Source organism: Curtobacterium pomorum (assembly GCF_044497295.1).
Taxonomy (GTDB): Bacteria; Actinomycetota; Actinomycetes; order Actinomycetales; family Microbacteriaceae; genus Curtobacterium.
In genome coordinates, this window is record NZ_CP172409.1 from 2,949,562 (window position 1) to 2,968,057 (window position 18,496).

An 18,496-nucleotide genomic window follows, 5' to 3' on the forward strand; every position below is an offset into this window, starting at 1 on the left:
GCAGGCTGTCGTCGTCATCCAACAGAGGAGAGATCATGACGACTGCACTTCATTCCGTCCTGCGCTTCGGGCTCGCCGCGGCCGCCACCACGGCGTTCCTCTCGGCGGGCATCGCCGCTCCCGCGCACGCCGCGACCGACCCGGCGCTTCCACCGAACGACGCCCGACTGCAGGAGATCTCGGAGCGCTACGAGGTGGGCGACGAGCTCTCCCCTGAGGACGAGCGGTTCATCAAGTCGATCGGCGCCCCGGTCGCAGCGCCCGGGACCCGCGGCGCCGCAGCGAACTGCTTCAACACCGTGCGGACCGGCGGCGTGAACGGCCGAGGACGCGCACAGGGGTGCCACGGATCCGTCATCGGCAACGGCATCACGAACAGCTGGCGCACCGGCTACACCGCGACCGGGAACTCACAGGTCCGGAAGCTCCGCGCCGCCGAGCACATCCGCGCCTACGGGCTCGTCGGGTCCGGTGGGTTCGGCGTGGTGTACTCGAGGGACGTGTCGTCGGGGATCCTGAACACGCGTTCGCACCAGTTCTCGAGGTCGGCGACGTTCAAGGCGCTCGCTGCGTACGTGACCGTCCAGTACGACGCGACCTTCTGGACGTCCCGCGGTTCCTTCAGCGTCGTCGGCGGGTGACAGCGTGCACGAGGACTTCACCGGCCTGTCCCTGTCGAGCCTCTGGCTCAGCGTCGCGATGCTCGCCGGCGGATTCGCCCGGACCCGGAACCGATCGGCGTGGACCTGGTTCGTCCTCACGCTGCTGTTCGGTCCGCTCGCGGTGCTGCTGCTCGTCACGTGGCCGGCGCGTCCGCCGAGCCGCATCGATCCCGCGCGGACCGATGCGTCCGCATCGGCACCGGACACGGGCGGTTCCGAGGAGTAGCCCTGACGCAGAAGCGCGCAGGACCAGATCCTCTCAGGGAAGGGCGGACACTCATGGCGCTGCAGGACGACGTCGGCACCGACGTCGGCGGGGACCGACGACTGCGGACCGCGCTGCTGATCGTCGGCATCGTGGCGGTCCTCGTCGGCGTCGCGTCGCTCGTGCTCCCACACGCGACACTGTTCGCGGTCGCATGGGTGTTCGGCGTCTACCTGCTGGTGTCCGGACTGTCCATGATCGTCCGTGCGTTCGCCCGCGGGATCGGCACCGGCCGCCGCATCGGCCTGGTCGTCCTCGGTGCACTGATCCTGGCCGGCGGCATCGTCGCGCTGGTCGCCCCGCCGGTCGGGGTGCGGTGGATCGCGTTCGTGATCGGCTTCGCATGGCTGCTCGAGGGCATCACACTGCTCTACGCCCCGACACCGACGAACCGTGCGCTGACCATCGGTGCCGCGGTGCTCAGCATCGTCATCGGCGTGCTCGTGATCAACCTGCCGTCCATCGGAGCAGCGCTCGCCGTCGTCGCGATCGCGGGCTTCCTGATCCTGTTCGGCATCGTGCAGATCACCCTCGGGATCACCCTCGGACGCGCTGACCGTTCCGGGCCGCCCGCCGGTCGAGCAGCCTGACCGCTGACTCGTAGGCTCGACGGGTGGACGTCGCACTGCGGGACAGCATCTCCGAGGACATCGAGTGGCTCGTGGAACTGCGTGCGCAGGTCCTCCGCGTCGACCTGGAGCGTCTCGGCCGCTTCGACGCGGTCCGGGTCCGGCAACGGATGCGGGATGCCTTCGCGCCCGAGCACACCCGTGTCGTCGTGGTCGACGGCCGCGATGTCGGCTCGATCGCCACACGGATCGACGACCACACCCGCTGGGTCGAGCACTTCTACCTCGCGCCCGAGGTACAGGGGCGTGGCGTCGGATCGACCGTGCTCCGGAGCATCCTGTCCGAAGCCCACCCGGGTGCGACGCGACTGAACGTCCTGCAGGGCAGCGCCGCGCGACGGCTCTACGAGCGGCACGGGTTCGTCGTCGACACCGAGGACGACGTCGACGTCTTCATGACCCTGCGCGGCCCGGACCGAGCACGGTACGGAGCATCCTGAGCTGCTCGTCGACCACGTCGGCCATCCGGCGCTCGGCGGGGCCCGTGAGCCACGCTTCGAGTGCCAGGTGGAAGAGCATCACGGTCGTCTCCGCGATCACAGCGGACTCGGGCCGGTCGAGGCCCCGGGCGACGAACGCCGCACGGACCGCATCGGTGAGGTCAGCGCGCTTCCGGGCGTCGCGCTCCCGCAGTGAGGGCTCGGACAGCACCAGCCGCCGCACCGCACCGACCTGGTCGTGATGCCCCTCGAACCGCCCGTCGGCGACCTGGCGGAGACCGTGCACGACGATGTCGAGCGGGTCGATCCCTGCCGGTGCGGCTTCGATGGCGGCTCGGGCGAGGTCGGGGATCTCGTCGCCGGCGAAGATCACCTCGCGCTTGTCGGCGAAGTACCGGAAGAAGGTCCGGGTGGTGAGCCCCGCACGTGCGGTGATCTGCGGCACGGTCGTCGCCGAGTAGCCCTGCTCGGCGAAGAGCTCGAAGGCCGCTCGCTCGAGTCGCCCTCGGGCATCCGGAGACCAACGCATGGGTCAACAGTAGTAGTGATGACACGCCGTGTCATGATTGAATGGTCGATGACACGTCGTGTCATGACCCACTTCGAGCAAGGGATCCGGACACCATGTCGTCAACGGACAACGCAGCACTCTGGACCACGTCGACCGGGCGGTTCACCGTCGGCCCCGCGCCGGTCCCCCAGCCCGGCCCCGGCGAACTCGTGGTCCGGGCTGAAGCCGTCGCCGTGAACCCGGTCGACGCCGTCGGGGGACTCTTCCGACACCTGGTGTTCCCGAAGCTCCGGTTCCCGGCGGTGCTCGGATCGGACGTCGCCGGCACCGTCGTCGCGACCGGCGCCGGCGTCGAGCGTTTCCGCGTGGGCGACCGGGTCGTCGGGCACGCAGCGGGGCAGGAGCAGCACCGGAACAGCTCCGCCGAAGGAGCCTTCCAGCACCAGGTCCTGCTGCTCGAACGTGTGACGACCCCGGTGCCGGACGACCTGCCCGTCGAGCAGGCAGCGGTCCTGCCGCTCGCCGTCTCGACCGCAGCGGCCGGGCTCTTCGAACCGGACCAGCTCGCGCTGTCACTCCCGACGGTCGACACGTCCGAGCGCCCGGGGGTCGTCCTGGTGTGGGGCGCGTCGACGAGTGTCGGCGCCAACGCCGTCCAGCTCGCCCGAGCCGCCGGGTACGCCGTGATCGGCACCGCGTCGCCGAAGAACCACGGGTTCGTGCAGTCCCTCGGTGCCGAGGCCGTGTTCGACTACCGCGACGACGGTGCCGCACGCCGCGTCCTCGACGCACTCGCCGACCGCGAGCTCGCCGGTACCCTCGCCTTCGGCCAGGGCTCGCTGACCCGTACGCTCCCGATCGTCCGGGCAGCCACCGGGTCCGGCCGACTCGCATCGGCGTACCCGACGCCGGTGACGACGATCCGTGCGCGGCTCGAGCGTCGACACGGCGTCCACATCACCGCGATCTGGGGCGGCCGCCCGACCGAATCGGAGGTCGGCCCCGCGATCTACCGCGGCTTCCTGCCCGAGGCACTCCGCACCGGTCGGTACCAGGCAACGCCGACCGCATCCGTCGTCGGATCCGGACTCACCGCGATCCCGGAGGCCCTCGCGGAACTCCGCGCCGGTGTCTCCGCCCGGAAGCTCGTCGTCACGCTCCCGTGAGCGGCTTCGCGTACCAGCGGTCCGAGTACGGGTCCGCGTTGAACGGGGCGACCCGGACGAACCCAAGCCGTTCGTAGAGTGCACAGGCCTCGGCGAGCTCGGCGCGGGTGTCCAGGCGCAACGACGTGATCCCCCGTGCCCGGCAGCGGCCCTCGACGTGACGCAACAGCGCCGAACCGATGCCTCGGCCGCGGTGCTCCGGCAGCGTGAAGACCTTCGTCAGTTCGCCGACGTCGCGCACGAAGCGCACGCCGGCACAGGCGATCGCCGCTCCCCCGTCGACGGCGACGACGAACAGCCCGGAGTCCCCCTGCAGGTCGTCGAACGGCTCGTCGAGCATCGCGCGGTCGACCTCGGCCGACGTCGCCGCCCGCCCGTACCACCGCGACGCGACCTCGGTCAGGTAGGCCCGCACGATCGCGTCGGCCCGGCCTCCGCCGGGTCGCTCCGTCTCGAAGATCACCGCACCCCCTTCAGTCGGCACACCGTGCAAGCCGTCCCGGGCCCGGGCGGCGACCAGCTGCGGACGGGAGGCGCGGGGCGGGCCCGCACCGGGCCTCCCGGTCGGCCGGTGGTCGCGGTCGCGAGCCGCACCCGGCTCAGCGGGACGCGGTCGCCTCGCGCGCGGCGGCTTCCGCCGCGACCCAGGCGAGCATGCCGCACTTGACGCGCATGACGAACTTGGAGACGCCGTGGAAGGCGACGAGGTCCTCGAGGACGTCCTCGTCGGGCTCACCGACGCCGCGGGAACGCATCATGGTGCGGAACTCCTCGGTCAGTGCGAGGAACTCGGGCACCGTGCGGCCGACGGCCATGTCGGTGAGGACCGATGCCGAGGCCATCGAGATCGAGCACCCGTCACCCTGCCAGGCGAGCCCGGCGATGCGGTCGGTGCCGGGCTCGAGTCGCAGGCTGACCGTGATCTCGTCGCCGCACGTGGGGTTCCGCTCGAAGTGCGAAGCGTCCGCGTCCGGCATCGCACCGTCGCCGTGCCGCGCCTTGGCGTGGTCGAGGATGACCTGCTGGTACAGGCTGTCGAGGGCGTTCACGCGGTCGCTCCGAAGTAGTCGCGGATCTCGGCGACGGCTGCGAGGAACCGGTCGACGTCGTGCTCGGTCGTGTACACGTACGTGCTTGCACGGCTGGTGGCGACCAGGCCGAGGCGGCGGTGCAGCGGCTGCGCGCAGTGGTGCCCCGAGCGGACGGCGATGCCCTGCGCGTCGAGGTACTGCGACACGTCGTGGGCGTGCACCCCGTCGACGTCGAACGACACCAGGCCCGATCGCGGGACGCCGACCGGCGGACCGACCACGCGGATGCCCGGTACGGCGGCAAGACCGTCGAGCATGCGGCGGGCGAGGTGCTCCTCGTGCGCGCGGACCCGCTCCATGCCGATGCCCTGCAGGTAGCGGACCGCCTCGGCCAGGGCGACGGCCTGCGACACGGGCTGCGTGCCGGCCTCGAACCGCTCGGGTGCCGGCATGAACTCCGACGCCTGCATGGTCACGGTGGTGATCATGGAACCGCCGGTGCGGAACGGCGGCAGTGCGTTCAGCAGTTCGCTGCGACCCCAGAGCACGCCGATGCCGTTCGGACCGAGCATCTTGTGGCCGGAGAACGCGGCGAAGTCGACGCCGAGCTGTTGCACGTCGAGCGGCCGGTGCGGTGCGGACTGGCAGGCGTCGAGGACGACCAGGGCCCCGCGGGCGTGGGCGAGACCGACGATCTGCTCGACCGGGGCGACCATGCCGGTGACGTTCGAGACGTGGGCGAACGCGACGACCTTCGTGCGGTCGGTGATCAGGGCGGCGGCGTCCTCCGCGGTCCAGGTGCCGTCGTCGGCGACCGGGACCCAGCGGAGCGTCGCACCGGTCAGGGCGGCGAGCTCCTGCCACGGCACCAGGTTCGCGTGGTGCTCGGCCTCGGTCACCAGGATCTCGTCACCGGGCCCGATGCGGAAGCGAGCGGCGTCGACTCCGCCGCGGCCCCGGCTGGCGTTCGCGATGCCGTACGCGACCAGGTTGAGGGCGTCGGTGGCGTTCGCGGTCCACACGACCTCGCTCGGCCCGGCAGCGCCGATGAAGTCGGCGACGGTGGCGCGGGCGTCCTCGTAGGCGTCGGTGCTCAGCGCCGCGAGCGTGTGCGCCCCGCGGTGGACGGCGGCGTTGTCGTGCTCGAGGAACCGGCGTTCGGCGTCGAGGACCTGGGTCGGCCGTTCGGCCGTCGCCCCGGAGTCCAGGTACGCCAGCGGTTGCCCGTTCACGTCCTGCGCGAGGATCGGGAAGTCGGACTTGATCGTCTCGACCTCGGCCTCGGTGAGCGGCTGGTTCGGCGCCACGACTGTCACGTCTCGTCCTCCTGGTGTTGCTGTCCGGAGCAACCCGTCAATGGTGGCCGTTGTTCCCGACGGCGTCCAGTCGGCACGGGAACGGCCCAGGACCACGCCGGGTCCTGGGCCGTCGCACCGTACGGGCTACTCGTTGCCGATCTTCTCGTCCGCAGCGTCGCGGGCGCCGTCGATCTTGTCGTCGTACTTGCCGCCGGTGGCCTTCTTGACCGCGTCGGCGACGCCACCGAGGACCTTGTCGCTGATGTCCTCGGCCTTCTCGCTCTTCAGGGCGTCCTGGACCTTGCCGTCCTTCAGGAAGTCCTGGGCCTTCTTCGTGATGTCGTCGAACCCCGCCATGACCTGCTCCTCAGCTCGGTGCGGAGCCCGTCGCTCCGTCATGCCGCAGATGGTAGGCCGCGGAGCCGCCGTCCGTGCCGGAACGTGACGGAGTGTTCAGACCATCTGCGCGCTGCGTCGCCGTGCCAGGACGTAGCCGACCGCGACCGCCCCGGACACCGCGAGGAGTGAGGGGATGAGGATGTCGGTGCCCTCCTGCGTGAACTCGACCACCAGGACGAGCGCGGTGAACGGGGCCCGCATCGTGGTCGCCAGGAACGCCGCGGCGCCGACGAACGCGAACGCTGCCAGGCCCGGACCGTCGGCCGGCCAGAGCAGGAGCCATGCGCCGCCCAGACCGCCGCCGATCGCCGACCCGATCGCGATCGAGGGCGTCAGGGTGCCACCGACCGCGCCGGCACCGATGGTGGCCGAGGTGGTGATGGTGCGGACGATGCCGAGCAGCAGGAGCAGCACGATCGGAGCCAGTCCGGCGACGGTGCCGTCGTCCAGCGAGGCGTTCATCGCGACGAGGCCCAGTGCCCGCCCGTTGCCGAGGATCTCGGGGAACGGCACGGCGATGAGCCCGACCATCGCGAACACCACCGGCAGCACGACGAGCAGGTGCCACCCCTTGGGGGCGATGCGCTGCAGCCGGTTGGTGAGCTTCACGAACCCGACGCCGGCCAGGCCGAGGACCGGCCCGACGACGATCGCCCAGACGAGCAGCGACGGCGACATGTGCATGGCCGGCACGTGGTAGAGCACCTCGTCCGGGATCACGAGCCGGGCGACGAACGCGGCGACGGCACTCGTGGCGAACGCGGGCAGGGCCGTGGCGAAGCTGATCTCGCCGAGCAGGACCTCGACGGCGAACAGCGCCCCACCGAGCGGGACGTCGTAGACCGCCGCGAGACCCGCCGCCGCTCCGCAGGCGACCAGGATCTTCGTCTCGCGCGGGGTCAGCCCCGCACGGCGGGTGACGAGCTGGGAGAGCCAGGCGCCGACCTCGCGCGGGGCGACCTCCTTGCCGATCGAGGCGCCGAGACCGACCGCCAGGATCTGGACGCCGGCGTTCGCCAGGGTCGCGAGCGCGGGCATCCGCTTGCCGTCGACCGCGGCGGTGACCGACACGATCGGGCGGCCCCAGCGCCGGAGCGCCCACCAGGCGAAGCCCGTCAGGACACCGGCGGCCACGAGCGCGAGGAACCGGTTCAGCGCCGAGGGCGCGTCCGCCGCCTCGAGGTGCCCGCCGAAACCGTAGCCGAAGGCCACGAACTGGATGAGCTGCAGGGCGAGCCACACGGCGATGCCGGCGATGCCCCCGGAGACGCCCACCAGGGCGGTGACGACGGCGAGCTTGAGCACCCAGACGGGGGTCGCGTGTCCGGAGCGCGGCATGTCGAAAACCCTAGCGGCTCCGATCACCGGCACCGGGCCTCCCGGTCGTCCTGCCTGCCGTCAGAACCAGCGCTTGACCTTGAACACCACCCACAGGATCGCGGCGAACAGGATCATCCCGACGATCGACAGCGGGTACCCCCACGTCCACGTCAGCTCCGGCATGTGGGTGAAGTTCATGCCGTAGATCGCCGCGATGAGGGTCGGGGCGAACAGGATCGCCGCCCAGCCGGAGATCCGCTTCGTGTCGTCGTTCTGCTTCTGCGCGGCCAGGGTGGAGTCGACCGTCAGTGCGTTCTGCAGCAGCTGCCGGAACGTGTCCAGCCGTTCCACCGTGCGGATGGCGTGGTCGAGGACGTCGCGGAACCGGCGCTGCATCTCGATCGGCAGGTGGTACTTCTCGGCACCGCGGTGCAGGTTCTCGATGATGTGGATGAGCGGGCGGGCGGCGCGCTGGAAGTCGACGACCTCGCCGAACAGCTCGTAGACGCGGCGGGAGACCCCGGCCTCGCCGGCGAACAGCTGGTCCTCGATCTGGTTGATGTCCTCCTCCAGCCCGTCGATCACGGGCACGTAGCCGTCGACGATCGTGTCCATCAGCGCCCAGAGCTGCGCCTGCGGTCCGACCGTCACCAGTCCGGGCTTGCCGCTCATCCGCTGCAGCGCACGCGGCACGGTCGACCTGCCACGGGGGTCGGCCTTCACCACGACGAGGAAGAAGTCCTCGCCGACGAACGCGTGCACCTCGCCGAACGCCACCTCTTCCTGCCCGTCGTTGTACAGCGCGGGCTTGAGCACCACGAAGAGCGTCGAACCGTACCGCTCGAGCTTCGGTCGCTGGTGTCCCTCGGCGGAGTCCTCGACCGCGAGCTCGTGCAGGCCGAGGGCCACCGCGACGTCACCGAGCTCCTGCGCGTCCGGTTGGTACAGCACGATGCACGCGCTCGCGCCCTGCTCGTCGAGCATGCGGAAGGTGTCGTCCAGCGACGGACTCGCCATCGGGGCGATCCGGTCGACGTACACGGTGTTCATCTCGACGCTCACGCGACCACCGTACGCAGGTGGCGCGGGAGAGGCGGACGGCCGCGCCCGTCCCCCGCTGGCTGAACGCACGCTGCGCGCCCAGCCCGACCGCGCGCCTACGGTGCAGTTCATCAGCATGCTGACGAAAGGGACGGTCATGAAGAAGATCTGGAAGCGCATCGCGGTCGCCGTGAGCGCCGTCGTCGCGGTGGTCGGGGCCTTCGTCGGGTCCGGCGCGGCCGGTGGGACACCGATCCAGGACGCCGCCGGTGGGGCGCTGTCCGCCTCGTCGACGGCGATCGCGCCGGACGGCCCCGCGTTCTCGATCTGGAGCGTCGTCTACGTCGGCCTCATCGCCTACGCGATCCGGCAGCTCTTCCGCACGTCGGACGACGCCCGGCACGCGACACTGGCAGTGCCGGCGATCCTGTCGCTGCTGCTCAACGCGGCGTGGATCCTGTCGGTGCAGTTCGGGTTCCTGTGGGCGAGCGAGCCGATCATCGTCGCCCTGCTCGCGGTGCTGGTCTGGACCTTCACGATCCTGCGGCGGACGAAGCCCTCGGGGATCGTCGAGGCGATCGTCACCGACGGCACGTTCGGGCTCTACCTCGGCTGGGTGTGCGTCGCGACGGCGGCGAACACAGCTGCGGTGCTGACGGCAACGGGCTTCCGGGGCTTCGACCTCGGGCAGGACGTCTGGGGCGTGCTGGTCGCCGCGGTGGCCGGGCTCGTCGGGCTGCTGCTGGCGGTGTGGGGCCGGGGCCGCCTGGCGCCGATGCTCTCACTGGCCTGGGGGCTGGCGTGGGTCGCGGTCGCGCGGCTCGACGGCCCGCTGGTGTCGACGCCGACCGCCGTCGCCGCGGTGGTCGCCGCCGCTGCGGTCGTGGTGGTGACGGTGGTGGTGCGAGCGCGTGCGGGCTGGTCCGGCGCGCGCGGGCTGGCCCGAGTCTCGGCCTGAGCGGGCCTGTTCGCCGCGGTCTTCCCCGGCAAAGCGACACTTCTCGCGGCGCCGAGCCGGTCAGTGCCGCGAAAGCGACAGTCTGCCGCGGATGTTCCGCGGCAGACTGTCGCTTTCGCGTTCCGGGGCCGGCGCCCGGCGCCCGGGCCCTACCGCGCGGACGCCACCAACCCGTGCGCAGCCGCCACAGCCTCGTTCGTGACCTGGCCGGCGTGCACGTTCAGGCCGAGGGCGAGCGACGGGTCGGCGGCCAGCGCGGCCTCCCACCCGCGGTCGGCGATCGCCACGGCGTACGGCAGCGTCGCGTTCGTCAGCGAGATCGTCGAGGTGCGCGGCACGGCACCGGGCATGTTCGCCACGCAGTAGTACACGGTGTCGTGCACCGCGAAGGTGGGATCGTCGTGGGTGGTCGGGTGGGAGCCCTCGAAGCAGCCGCCCTGGTCGATCGCGATGTCGACGAGCACCGATCCCGGCCGCATGTCCGCGACCATGGCGTCGGTGACGAGCTTCGGCGCGGACGCCCCGGGGATGAGCACGGAGCCGATCACCAGGTCCGCGTCCCGGAGCTCCGAGGCGATGGCGTGCGCGGAGGACCGCAGGGTGGTGATGCGGCCGTCGAACCGGGCGTCGAGTGCGCGCAGTCGGGGCAGGCTGATGTCGAACACGGTGACGTCGGCCCCCATGCCGAGCGCCATCGTCGCGGCGTGCTCACCCGCGACACCGCCGCCGATCACGACGACGCGACCCTTCGGCGTGCCGGGCACCCCACCGAGCAGCAGTCCGCGGCCGCCGTTCGTGCGCATCAGGTGGTAGGCGCCGACCTGGGCGGACAGCCGTCCGGCGACCTCGGACATCGGCGACAGCAGCGGCAGGGAGCGGTCCGGCAGCTGCACGGTCTCGTAGGCGATCGCGGTGGCTCCGGAGCCGATGAGCGCATCGGTCAGGGGGCGGTCGGCCGCCAGGTGCAGGTAGGTGAAGAGCACCTGACCCGGCCGGATGAGCGGGTACTCGGACGCCACCGGCTCCTTCACCTTGAGGATCAGGTCCGCGCGCGCCCAGACCTCGTCCGCGGTGTCGACGATCTCGGCGCCGGCGGCCCGGTACTCGTCGTCGGGGAACGCCGATCCGGTGCCGGCACCCGCCTGCACCAGGACCTGGTGGCCGTGCAGCGCCAGCTCGGCGACGCCGGCCGGGGTGGCCGCCACGCGGTACTCGTTGTTCTTGATCTCGGTGGGGACGCCGATGCGCATCGCAGACTCCTTCGTGGGTGGTGCTCTCGTCCCCACCATTCAGCGCCGGATTCGTTGCGCCGAGGTTACGGCCGAACATCCGGATCATCCGCTGCGAATCCGTGCGATGGAATTCGGGTCGTCGTGCTCAGAAGACCTTCCCCGGGTTCAGGATGCCCGCCGGGTCGAACACCCGCCGGAGCCCTCGCTGCAGGTCGAGCACGTCGTCGCCGAGCTCGTCACCGATCCACCGACGCTTCAGTACCCCCACCCCGTGCTCGCCGGTCAGGGTCCCACCCAGCTCGATCGCCGCACGGAACACCGCGTCGGCGGCGTCCCAGACGTGGGCAGGCACCTCGTCGCCGTCGAAGACGAAGTTCGGGTGCAGGTTGCCGTCGCCGGCGTGCGCCACGGTGGGGATCGAGACCCCGTGTTCGCGGCCGATGGCCTCGACGCGCGCGAACATCTCGGCGAGCCGGCTGCGCGGCACGGCGACGTCCTCGATCAGGACCCGGCCGCGCGACTCCATCGCGGCGTGGAACGACCGGCGGATGGTGAGCAGGCGCTCGCGTTCCGCCGCCGACCCGGCCAGGTGCACGGTCCCGCCCTCGGCCTGGAGGCGCGGCGCGGCTCCCAGCGCCGCCTCGGTCGCGCCCGCGCCGTCGAACTCCACGAGCAGGAAGACCCCGCCCGCCGAACCGCTCCCCACCGTCTCGGACAACACCTCCGGCCCCAGGTACGCCGCGATCCCCTCGAGGGCAAGCGCGTCCAGCAACTCGACCGTCGACGGCCGCTCCGGTCCCGCCACGACGGCAGCCGCCGCTGCCGCGGCCTGCTGCACCGTCGGGTAGACGGCCCCGAGCGTCGCCGGCTCCCCCGCCGGGACCGGCACGAGTCGGACGGTCGCGCCGACGATGACACCGAGCGTGCCCTCGGACCCGACGAGCAACGCCGTCAGGTCGAGACCGGTGACCCCCTTCACGGTCCGGTGGCCGGTCGACACGAGCCGACCGTCGGCGAGCACGACGTCGAGCCCGAGCACGGCCTCGCGCGTGACGCCGTACTTGACGCACCGCAGGCCCCCGGCGTTCGTGGCGATGTTGCCGCCGATGCTCGCGATCGCCGCACTCGCCGGGTCCGGCGCGAAGCGCAGCCCGTGCTCGACGACAGCGGCGTTCAGCGCTCCGTTGAGCACCCCGGGTTCGACGACGGCGAGCTCGTCCTCCACCGACACCTCGACGATGCGGTCCATCCGCGCGACGCTGAGCACCACCGTGCCCTCGGTGCCGTTCGCGCCCCCGGCCAATCCGGTGCCGGCGCCGCGCGGGACGACGGGCACGCCCAGCGCCGAGCAGGTGCGGAGCGTCGCCTGCACGTGCTCGACTGTCCGGGCCTCGACGACGGCGGCCGGCCCGCCCGGTGCGATCCAGCCGGACTTGTCGGTCCGCGCGGCGTCGAGCACGCCCGGGTCGGTCCGGACGACGGCGCCGTCCGGGTCGTGCAGGGCGGCGCAGAGCGCGGTGACGACGGTGTCCATGTCGTCACGCTACCGCCGCGGGCTCGACTCCCCCGGCTCGGCGCCCACGGCGGTCAGCGTGCGCGGAGCGACTCGCTCGGCAGCTCGCCGAAGCGGGTGCGGTACGTCGCCGAGAACCGCCCGAGGTGCCCGAAGCCCCATGACCGGGCGATGTCGGCGACCGTGGTCTCGTCGCGCGCACCCCCGAGCAGGTCCGCCCGCGCACCGTCGAGTCGCACCCCGCGCAGCAGGTCGCCGGGGGTCTGGTCGAGGTGTCGTCGCAGCGACTGCTGCAGCCCGCGTGGGCTGAGCCCGGCGGCCGCGGCGATCTCCGGCGTGCCGATCGGCTCACGGGCGTGATCGTGCACGAAGTCGAGCGCCCGGCGGAGTCGGCCGTGCTCCGGGCCGCCGCCGGACACGGTCGACCGCCACCGGTCGCGCCGCGGGAAGGCGCGGACGGCGGCGGTCGCGAACGCCTCGGCGATGTCGCGCTGCGCGATCGGGTCGAGCTCGTGGTCGACGTCGAGCCACGTCGACGAGTGCGCCCGGACCACGTCCTGCCAGACGGCCAGACCCGCAGCCGTCGGGCGCTGCATCGACTCGAACGCGAAGTCGTCGTCGCCGACCAGTGCCCGGACGAAGTCGCGGTCCAGGTGCACGAGGTTCAACGCGATGTCGCGGTGGTGCAGGGAGTACGGCTCGGCGAACGGCAGCACGACGGGGACGCCCGCTTCGAGCGCCCAGGTCTCGCCACCGCAGGTGATCCGGCTCGAGCCGCTCCGCATCCAGGCCACCAGGAACTCGTCGTCGACCTGGCTCTCACTGCGCAGGTCGACCATGAACCGTGACGAGCGCAACGACATCCGGTCGTCGCCGACGCCGGCGAAGTCCCAGTGCGCGGTCGGGCGGGTGCGCCGGACCGCGGGCGCCCGGAAGTCGTAGTCGCGCCCGAAGAACGCGAGCGCCTGGTCGACGTCGCTGCCGACCACCCGACGGGAGTACCGGCTGCTCGGTCGTTCGAGGGAAAGCACCATGTCCGAGAACCTACGAGCGACCACCGACAAACCTGCGTCACATCCTGACTCAGGGCTGCAGGATCGCCTGCCCGACGCTCTCGTCCAGGATCAGGTCCGTGACCAGCCCGGAGGCCAGTGCGCCCCGCAACGACGCCGCCTTCGACCGGCCCGCGACGACGCACACCCGACGCGGAGCGCGCTTGATGGTGTCGAGGTCCGGGCCGCCCGCGCGCGCGTTCACCCCGATGTCCCGCCACGACCCGTCGGCCCGGTAGAACACGGTCGAGACGTCGCCGACGACCTGGGCCTTCGTGAGCTCGTCGCGGTCCGCGGGGTCGAGGTAGCCGCCGGAGTAGACGTGCGACGGCACCGGGGCCTGCGGGGCGCCGACACCGAACACCACCAGGTCCATCCGTTCGTGCAGGTCGAGCACACGGCGGATCGAGCGCTCGCGGAACAGCGCCTCCTTCGTGGCGGGGTCGTCGAAGAACGCCGGCACCGGGAACTGCTGGACGAACGCGCCGTACGCCTCGCCGAACCGCCGCAGGATCTCCGAGGCGTAGACGATGCCCGTGGTCCGGGTGTTCGCGGCGCCGTTGATCTGCACGATGGCCGACCCGTGCGTGGTCTTCGGCACCAGGTACCGGCTGACCGCGCTCACCGTCGAGCCCCACGAGATCCCGATGACCATGTTCGACTCGACGTACTGCGTCAGGATCCGGGCGGCGGAGAGGGCGACCCGCTCCAGGCGGTCGACGTCGCTCGTGTGGTCCGGCACCGGGACCACGTGCGCGTGCACGCCGAACCGCGAGCGGATGCTGCGACTCAGGGCAGCGGCCTGGTCCAGGGGCGAGCGGATCTGGATGTCGACGAGTCCGGTGTCCCTGGCGTACTTCAGCAGGCGCGACACCGAGGAGCGCGAGGTCGCGAGCTCGTCGGCGATGGCGTCCATCGTCAGGTCCTGCAGGTAGTACAGGTGTGCGGCGCGCAGCGCCTGCTGCGTGCGCATGGGCTGAGCCGCATCGCTCATGGTGCTCCGATCTGTCGAACGCAACCATGCACGGACGTGCACGGCCTCTGCAACCCCTGTCGCGCCTCCCGGTCCCCCGATCGGGGCGGACGACACGTGTGCTGCACGTTCGTGCACGTGAGTTGCCCGACCTCCCAAACCGGCGCACGATCGATCCTGACCACGAGAACAGACGAAGGAAGCGACGAACCATGTCGAAGAAGACACAGCCCCGGAACACGGTGACCGCCCTCACCGAGCGCCCGAACGCGCAGGTCCTCGTCGTCGGCGGCGGCATCAACGGCATCGCCACGTTCCGCGACCTCGCGCTGCAGGGCGTCGACGTCGCCCTCGTCGAGCGCGGCGACTACGCCTCCGGCGCGTCCGCGGCGTCGAGCCACATGATCCACGGCGGCATCCGCTACCTGGAGAACGGCGAGTTCCGCCTGGTGCGCGAGAGCGTGCAGGAGCGCAACGGCCTGATCCGCATCGCCCCGCACTACGTCAAGCCGCTGCAGACGACGATGCCGATCTTCTCGACGTTCTCGGGCATCATGAACGCCCCGCTGCGCATGCTGACGCACAAGCAGCGCTCCACCAGGGAGCGCGGCGCGATGCTCATCAAGATCGGCATGACGATCTACGACTCCTTCTCGCGCGACGGCGGCTCCGTCCCGAAGCACGTCTTCCGCACCAAGAAGGCCGCGCTCGAGGACATGCCGGCCCTCAACAAGGACCTGAAGTACACGGGCACCTACTACGACGCGAGCGTGCACGAGCCCGAGCGCCTGGCGCTCGACGTCCTGAAGGACGGCATCGCCGCGGGCACCGGGACCGGCTCCGCCGCCACCGCCCGCGCCACCAACTACGTCGAGGCCGCCGGCACCCGCGACGGCGGTGTGCTCCTGCGCGACCGCGAGACCGGTTCGGAGTTCGTGTTCACCGCCGACGTCGTCATCAACGCGTCCGGCCCCTGGACCGACCTGACGAACGAGGCGTTCGGCGGCGAGACGAAGTTCATGGGCGGCACGAAGGGCTCGCATATCGTGGTCCAGAACGACGAGCTGCTCGAGGCCACCAAGGGTCGCGAGCTGTTCTTCGAGAACGACGACGGACGCATCGTCCTCATCTACCCACTCAAGGGCCGGGTCCTCATCGGCACGACCGACATCGACGCCGACCCGTCGAAACCGGTCACGACGACCGACGAGGAGATCGACTACTTCTTCGGGCTCGTGAAGCACGTGTTCCCGCAGATCGACGTCACCCGCGACCACATCGTCTACAGCTACTCCGGCATCCGCCCGCTCCCCCGTCACGAGGACACCGCCCCCGGCTTCGTGTCGCGTGACTACCGGATCGTGGACACCCAGATCGCCGGGCTGCCGAAGTCGACCGTGCTGTCGCTCGTCGGTGGCAAGTGGACGACGTTCCGCGCCCTCGCCGCACACCTGTCGACCGAGGCCACCACGAAGCTCGGCATGACCCGCACGGTCGACACCACCGGCATGCCGATCGGCGGTGGCAAGGAGTTCCCGACCACCGACGCGCAGCGCGCCCTGTGGATCACCTCGCACCGTGACGGCCTGGACGAGTCCCTGGTCGAGGGCCTGCTCGAGCGGTACGGCACCCGTGCCGCCGAGGTCGTGGACGTCCTGACCGACGGCCCCGTCGAGGCGCTCGAGTCCGACCCGTCGCTCACCCGCGCCGAAGTCGCGTACTTCGCCGAGCACGAGCAGGCCGTCCACCTGGTGGACGTCGTCCTGCGCCGCACGAACCTGGCGTTCGTCGGCGGCGTCACGATCGACCTGCTCGACGAGCTGGCCGACGTGCTCGCCGGGGCACTCGGCTGGACGCCCGAGGAGCGCGCGGACGAGGTCCAGCGCACGCTCGACGTGCTGCGCGAGGCGCACCGCGTGATCGTGCCGCTGACGTCCGCAACGGCACAGGCGTCGGCGTCGCAGCTCGCGTAGTCGACGCGACCACGAGACGGACGGGAGGCCCGGTACCAGCTGGTACCGGGCCTCCCGTCCGTTCGTGGGTCGCCTTCGCGAGCCGCTGGTCGCGTCGGCGACCCGTGCGTCAGTAGCGCTCGCCGGTGGGGTCGAGCGCGGTGCGGTCGATGAGCTGGTCGCCGCCGACCGGCTCGCCCTCCCAGTCGACCAGGTGCCAGCCGTCGGCGAAGGACCCCTCGAGCTCGACGATGCCGGTGTTCTCCAGGTGGCGCTTGGTGCCGAAGTGGTCCGGGGTGTTGTCGGCGGCCGCGCTCGCCCAGGTGCGGATCGCCGCACCGTGGCTCACCGCCGCCGCCACGCCGACGCCGGTGGCCTCGATCTGCCGCACGGCGTCGTCGTACCGCTCGAAGAACTCGATCCCGCTCTCCGCCCCGGGCATCCGGGTCGTGCGGTCTCCGCCGGACCAGCCGTGCACGGTGGAGATGTAGGTCTGCACGGACACCGTGTCGCGCTTGCCCTGGGTGTCGCCGGCCTCGATCTCACGGAGTCCGGGCAGCACGACGGGCTCGAGCCCGAGCGACGCCGCGAGGGGTGCCGCGGTGATCTGCGTCCGGACCATGGTCGAGGCGAAGAGCCGCTCGATCCCCCGGTCGGCCAGGGCCGCGGGCAGGGCGTCCGCCTGCTGCTGGCCGAGCTCGGTCAGGCCCGGCCCGGGCACCACGGCGTCGAGCACGCCGTTCACGTTCGCGGGGGTCTGGCCGTGGCGGATGAGCAGCAGTCGCATGGATCCACCCTACGGACCACCGCCGACGTCAGCCCTGCCGGGTGTTCCACCGCGGGTTCTGCTTGTTGATGACGTAGACGCGGCCCCGGCGCCGGACGACCTGCGAGCCGGGGATCTTCTTGAGTGCCTTGAGCGAGTTGCGGACCTTCATGGTTCTCCTCCGTCGGTGCCCTCTTGTTGAGAACGGTTTTCAGGTAGGGTACCCGACATGCGTGTTGCTGCCATCACCCTCGTCACCGCCCTCCACGAGGTCGACGCCGACCGCGTCGCCGCCCGGATCGCCGCGGGGCACCGGATGCACGTCGACGGGAGCGCGTTCGCGGCGGCCCGCGCGGTCGCCGAGCGGACCGACCACCTCGACCGCGTGTGCGGCCCCGACGCCGACCACGGCCTCGTCGTCACCCTGCAGCCCGGCTCCGACGCCCGCGCCGTGGGCATGCTGCTCGCGAACGCCGCACGCTCGGAGACCGGTGACGACCGGGTGCTCCGACACGTCGTCGGGGTGCTGCGCGCCGACGACGTCGCGCACCTGCTGTGGTCCGACGTCGACGACGCGTTCGTGGCCGCCGACCGGGTCGCATCGCTCGTCGAGTACGCGACCGTCATCGCGCTCGACCGGCTCGCGCCGCTCCCCCTCCGCCGCCGTCGTGCCCTGGTCGCGCTGCTGCACCGACTCGCGCCGCAGGCCGTCATCGTGGCGCTGCCCGCGCTCCGGACCGCGCGCGACCTGCCCGCCTCGAACGGCGGGGCCGCACGGGTCCTGGCATCCGGCGCCGGCTGGATGCGGGCACTGTCGAGCGGCGCGGACACCGGACGGGACGCCCGCGACGACCTGGTCGCGATGCGCTACCGGGAGCCGCTGCCGTTCCACCCCGGACGACTTGCGTCCGTCATCGCCGAGGATCTGTCCGCCGGGGTGAACGGCCGCGTGCTGCGGTCGCGCGGGTTCTTCCGCCTGGCGTCCCGGCCGGACCACGTCGGCTCGTGGTCGAGCTTCGGGGCCATGCTCGCGCTCGACCCCACCGCGAACCCGTCGTGGGACGCCGACGCCCCGATCGGGCAGGCGCTGTGGTTCGTCGGCGAGCGGCTCGACGTGCACGCGATCGAACGGGCCCTCGACGGCGCGCTCCTCACGCCGCCGGAGCTGCTCGCCGGGCCGGACCTCTGGCGCGGGTGGGCCGACCCGTTCCCCGTGTGGCCGGCGGTGGACCCGGCGTCCGAGCACCGGCACGAGTGAGGCCGCCGCGCGCGCGGACCCCGAACGACA

21 protein-coding genes are annotated in these 18,496 nt (G+C 71.7%); 8 read left to right on the plus strand and 13 right to left on the minus strand.

Going from position 1 to position 18,496, the window contains the following annotated elements; genetic code table 11:
• Positions 1 to 35: 35 nt before the first annotated feature.
• Genes ACGH48_RS14070 through ACGH48_RS14085 form a run of 4 tightly spaced genes read left to right on the plus strand, consistent with a single transcriptional unit; the run spans position 36 to position 1,996 of the window.
• A complete protein-coding gene (locus ACGH48_RS14070) occupies positions 36 to 641 on the plus strand; it encodes a hypothetical protein (protein WP_396289020.1) in 606 nt (201 codons plus the stop codon).
• Positions 642 to 645: 4 nt separating this feature from the next.
• Positions 646 to 888 (plus strand): hypothetical protein, encoded by a 243-nt coding sequence (locus ACGH48_RS14075; RefSeq protein ID WP_221180576.1) that lies wholly within the window; start codon positions 646 to 648, stop codon positions 886 to 888.
• A gap of 53 nt (positions 889 to 941) precedes the next feature.
• Positions 942 to 1,517 (plus strand): HdeD family acid-resistance protein, encoded by a 576-nt coding sequence (locus ACGH48_RS14080; protein ID WP_396289021.1) that lies wholly within the window; start codon positions 942 to 944, stop codon positions 1,515 to 1,517.
• A gap of 23 nt (positions 1,518 to 1,540) precedes the next feature.
• Positions 1,541 to 1,996, plus strand: coding sequence for a GNAT family N-acetyltransferase (locus ACGH48_RS14085; RefSeq protein WP_123313964.1), 456 nt, complete (start codon positions 1,541 to 1,543; stop codon positions 1,994 to 1,996).
• On the opposite strand, the gene ACGH48_RS14090 is transcribed toward ACGH48_RS14085, so the two are convergent.
• The gene (locus tag ACGH48_RS14090) at positions 1,950 to 2,525 is read right to left on the minus strand and encodes a TetR family transcriptional regulator (RefSeq protein ID WP_396289022.1); all 576 of its coding nucleotides are present in this window, start codon (positions 2,523 to 2,525) and stop codon (positions 1,950 to 1,952) included. The genes ACGH48_RS14085 and ACGH48_RS14090 overlap by 47 nt on opposite strands.
• A 95-nt stretch (positions 2,526 to 2,620) precedes the next feature.
• Between ACGH48_RS14090 and ACGH48_RS14095 the strand changes: the two genes are divergently transcribed.
• Positions 2,621 to 3,673 carry a zinc-binding alcohol dehydrogenase family protein gene (locus ACGH48_RS14095; RefSeq protein ID WP_396289023.1) on the plus strand — a complete coding sequence of 351 codons (1,053 nt, stop codon included), beginning with the start codon at positions 2,621 to 2,623 and terminating at the stop codon, positions 3,671 to 3,673.
• Here the strand turns inward: ACGH48_RS14095 and ACGH48_RS14100 are convergent.
• The 6 genes from ACGH48_RS14100 to ACGH48_RS14125 form a co-directional block, all read right to left on the minus strand.
• Complete coding sequence (locus tag ACGH48_RS14100; RefSeq protein ID WP_396289024.1) at positions 3,660 to 4,136, minus strand: GNAT family N-acetyltransferase; 477 nt, start codon at positions 4,134 to 4,136, stop codon at positions 3,660 to 3,662. The genes ACGH48_RS14095 and ACGH48_RS14100 overlap by 14 nt on opposite strands.
• Before the next feature lie 136 nt (positions 4,137 to 4,272).
• Positions 4,273 to 4,722, minus strand: a complete 450-nt coding sequence (sufU, locus tag ACGH48_RS14105; RefSeq protein WP_071405057.1) for a Fe-S cluster assembly sulfur transfer protein SufU — start codon at positions 4,720 to 4,722, stop codon at positions 4,273 to 4,275.
• The gene (locus tag ACGH48_RS14110; protein ID WP_123313969.1) at positions 4,719 to 6,011 is read right to left on the minus strand and encodes an aminotransferase class V-fold PLP-dependent enzyme; all 1,293 of its coding nucleotides are present in this window, start codon (positions 6,009 to 6,011) and stop codon (positions 4,719 to 4,721) included. Before ACGH48_RS14110 ends, sufU begins: the two co-directional genes overlap by 4 nt.
• 135 nt (positions 6,012 to 6,146) lie before the next feature.
• On the minus strand, positions 6,147 to 6,401 hold the full coding sequence (locus tag ACGH48_RS14115; RefSeq protein ID WP_311316890.1) for an antitoxin: 255 nt from the start codon (positions 6,399 to 6,401) through the stop codon (positions 6,147 to 6,149).
• A 54-nt stretch (positions 6,402 to 6,455) separates the two neighbouring features.
• Positions 6,456 to 7,739, minus strand: coding sequence for a chloride channel protein (locus tag ACGH48_RS14120; RefSeq protein ID WP_396289025.1), 1,284 nt, complete (start codon positions 7,737 to 7,739; stop codon positions 6,456 to 6,458).
• Positions 7,740 to 7,799: 60 nt separating this feature from the next.
• On the minus strand, positions 7,800 to 8,783 hold the full coding sequence (locus ACGH48_RS14125) for a magnesium and cobalt transport protein CorA (protein WP_260233135.1): 984 nt from the start codon (positions 8,781 to 8,783) through the stop codon (positions 7,800 to 7,802).
• 136 nt (positions 8,784 to 8,919) lie between these two features.
• Here ACGH48_RS14125 and ACGH48_RS14130 point away from each other — a divergent pair, with 136 nt between their 5' ends.
• On the plus strand, positions 8,920 to 9,720 hold the full coding sequence (locus ACGH48_RS14130) for a tryptophan-rich sensory protein (protein WP_396289027.1): 801 nt from the start codon (positions 8,920 to 8,922) through the stop codon (positions 9,718 to 9,720).
• 149 nt (positions 9,721 to 9,869) lie between these two features.
• Here the strand turns inward: ACGH48_RS14130 and ald are convergent, their stop codons facing one another.
• From ald to ACGH48_RS14150, 4 genes are all read right to left on the minus strand, one after another.
• Positions 9,870 to 10,970 (minus strand): alanine dehydrogenase, encoded by a 1,101-nt coding sequence (ald, locus tag ACGH48_RS14135; RefSeq protein WP_396289029.1) that lies wholly within the window; start codon positions 10,968 to 10,970, stop codon positions 9,870 to 9,872.
• A 127-nt stretch (positions 10,971 to 11,097) separates the two neighbouring features.
• The gene (locus ACGH48_RS14140) at positions 11,098 to 12,486 is read right to left on the minus strand and encodes an FAD-binding oxidoreductase (RefSeq protein ID WP_396289030.1); all 1,389 of its coding nucleotides are present in this window, start codon (positions 12,484 to 12,486) and stop codon (positions 11,098 to 11,100) included.
• 53 nt (positions 12,487 to 12,539) lie between these two features.
• Positions 12,540 to 13,499: an AraC family transcriptional regulator gene (locus tag ACGH48_RS14145; RefSeq protein WP_123313975.1), complete on the minus strand. Its 960-nt coding sequence runs from the start codon at positions 13,497 to 13,499 to the stop codon at positions 12,540 to 12,542.
• Between the two features lie 49 nt (positions 13,500 to 13,548).
• Positions 13,549 to 14,511 carry a sugar-binding transcriptional regulator gene (locus ACGH48_RS14150; protein WP_396289031.1) on the minus strand — a complete coding sequence of 321 codons (963 nt, stop codon included), beginning with the start codon at positions 14,509 to 14,511 and terminating at the stop codon, positions 13,549 to 13,551.
• A gap of 191 nt (positions 14,512 to 14,702) precedes the next feature.
• On the opposite strand from ACGH48_RS14150, the gene ACGH48_RS14155 reads away from it, so the two are divergent.
• Complete coding sequence (locus ACGH48_RS14155) at positions 14,703 to 16,463, plus strand: FAD-dependent oxidoreductase (RefSeq protein WP_396289033.1); 1,761 nt, start codon at positions 14,703 to 14,705, stop codon at positions 16,461 to 16,463.
• Positions 16,464 to 16,572: 109 nt separating this feature from the next.
• On the opposite strand, the gene ACGH48_RS14160 is transcribed toward ACGH48_RS14155, so the two are convergent.
• Both ACGH48_RS14160 and ykgO read right to left on the minus strand, forming a co-directional pair.
• Complete coding sequence (locus tag ACGH48_RS14160) at positions 16,573 to 17,229, minus strand: histidine phosphatase family protein (protein ID WP_222658255.1); 657 nt, start codon at positions 17,227 to 17,229, stop codon at positions 16,573 to 16,575.
• Positions 17,230 to 17,257: 28 nt separating this feature from the next.
• Positions 17,258 to 17,380, minus strand: a complete 123-nt coding sequence (ykgO, locus tag ACGH48_RS14165; protein ID WP_022905672.1) for a type B 50S ribosomal protein L36 — start codon at positions 17,378 to 17,380, stop codon at positions 17,258 to 17,260.
• A gap of 57 nt (positions 17,381 to 17,437) precedes the next feature.
• Between ykgO and ACGH48_RS14170 the strand changes: the two genes are divergently transcribed.
• The gene (locus tag ACGH48_RS14170) at positions 17,438 to 18,466 is read left to right on the plus strand and encodes a GTP-binding protein (protein WP_396289034.1); all 1,029 of its coding nucleotides are present in this window, start codon (positions 17,438 to 17,440) and stop codon (positions 18,464 to 18,466) included.
• Positions 18,467 to 18,496: the final 30 nt, after the last annotated feature.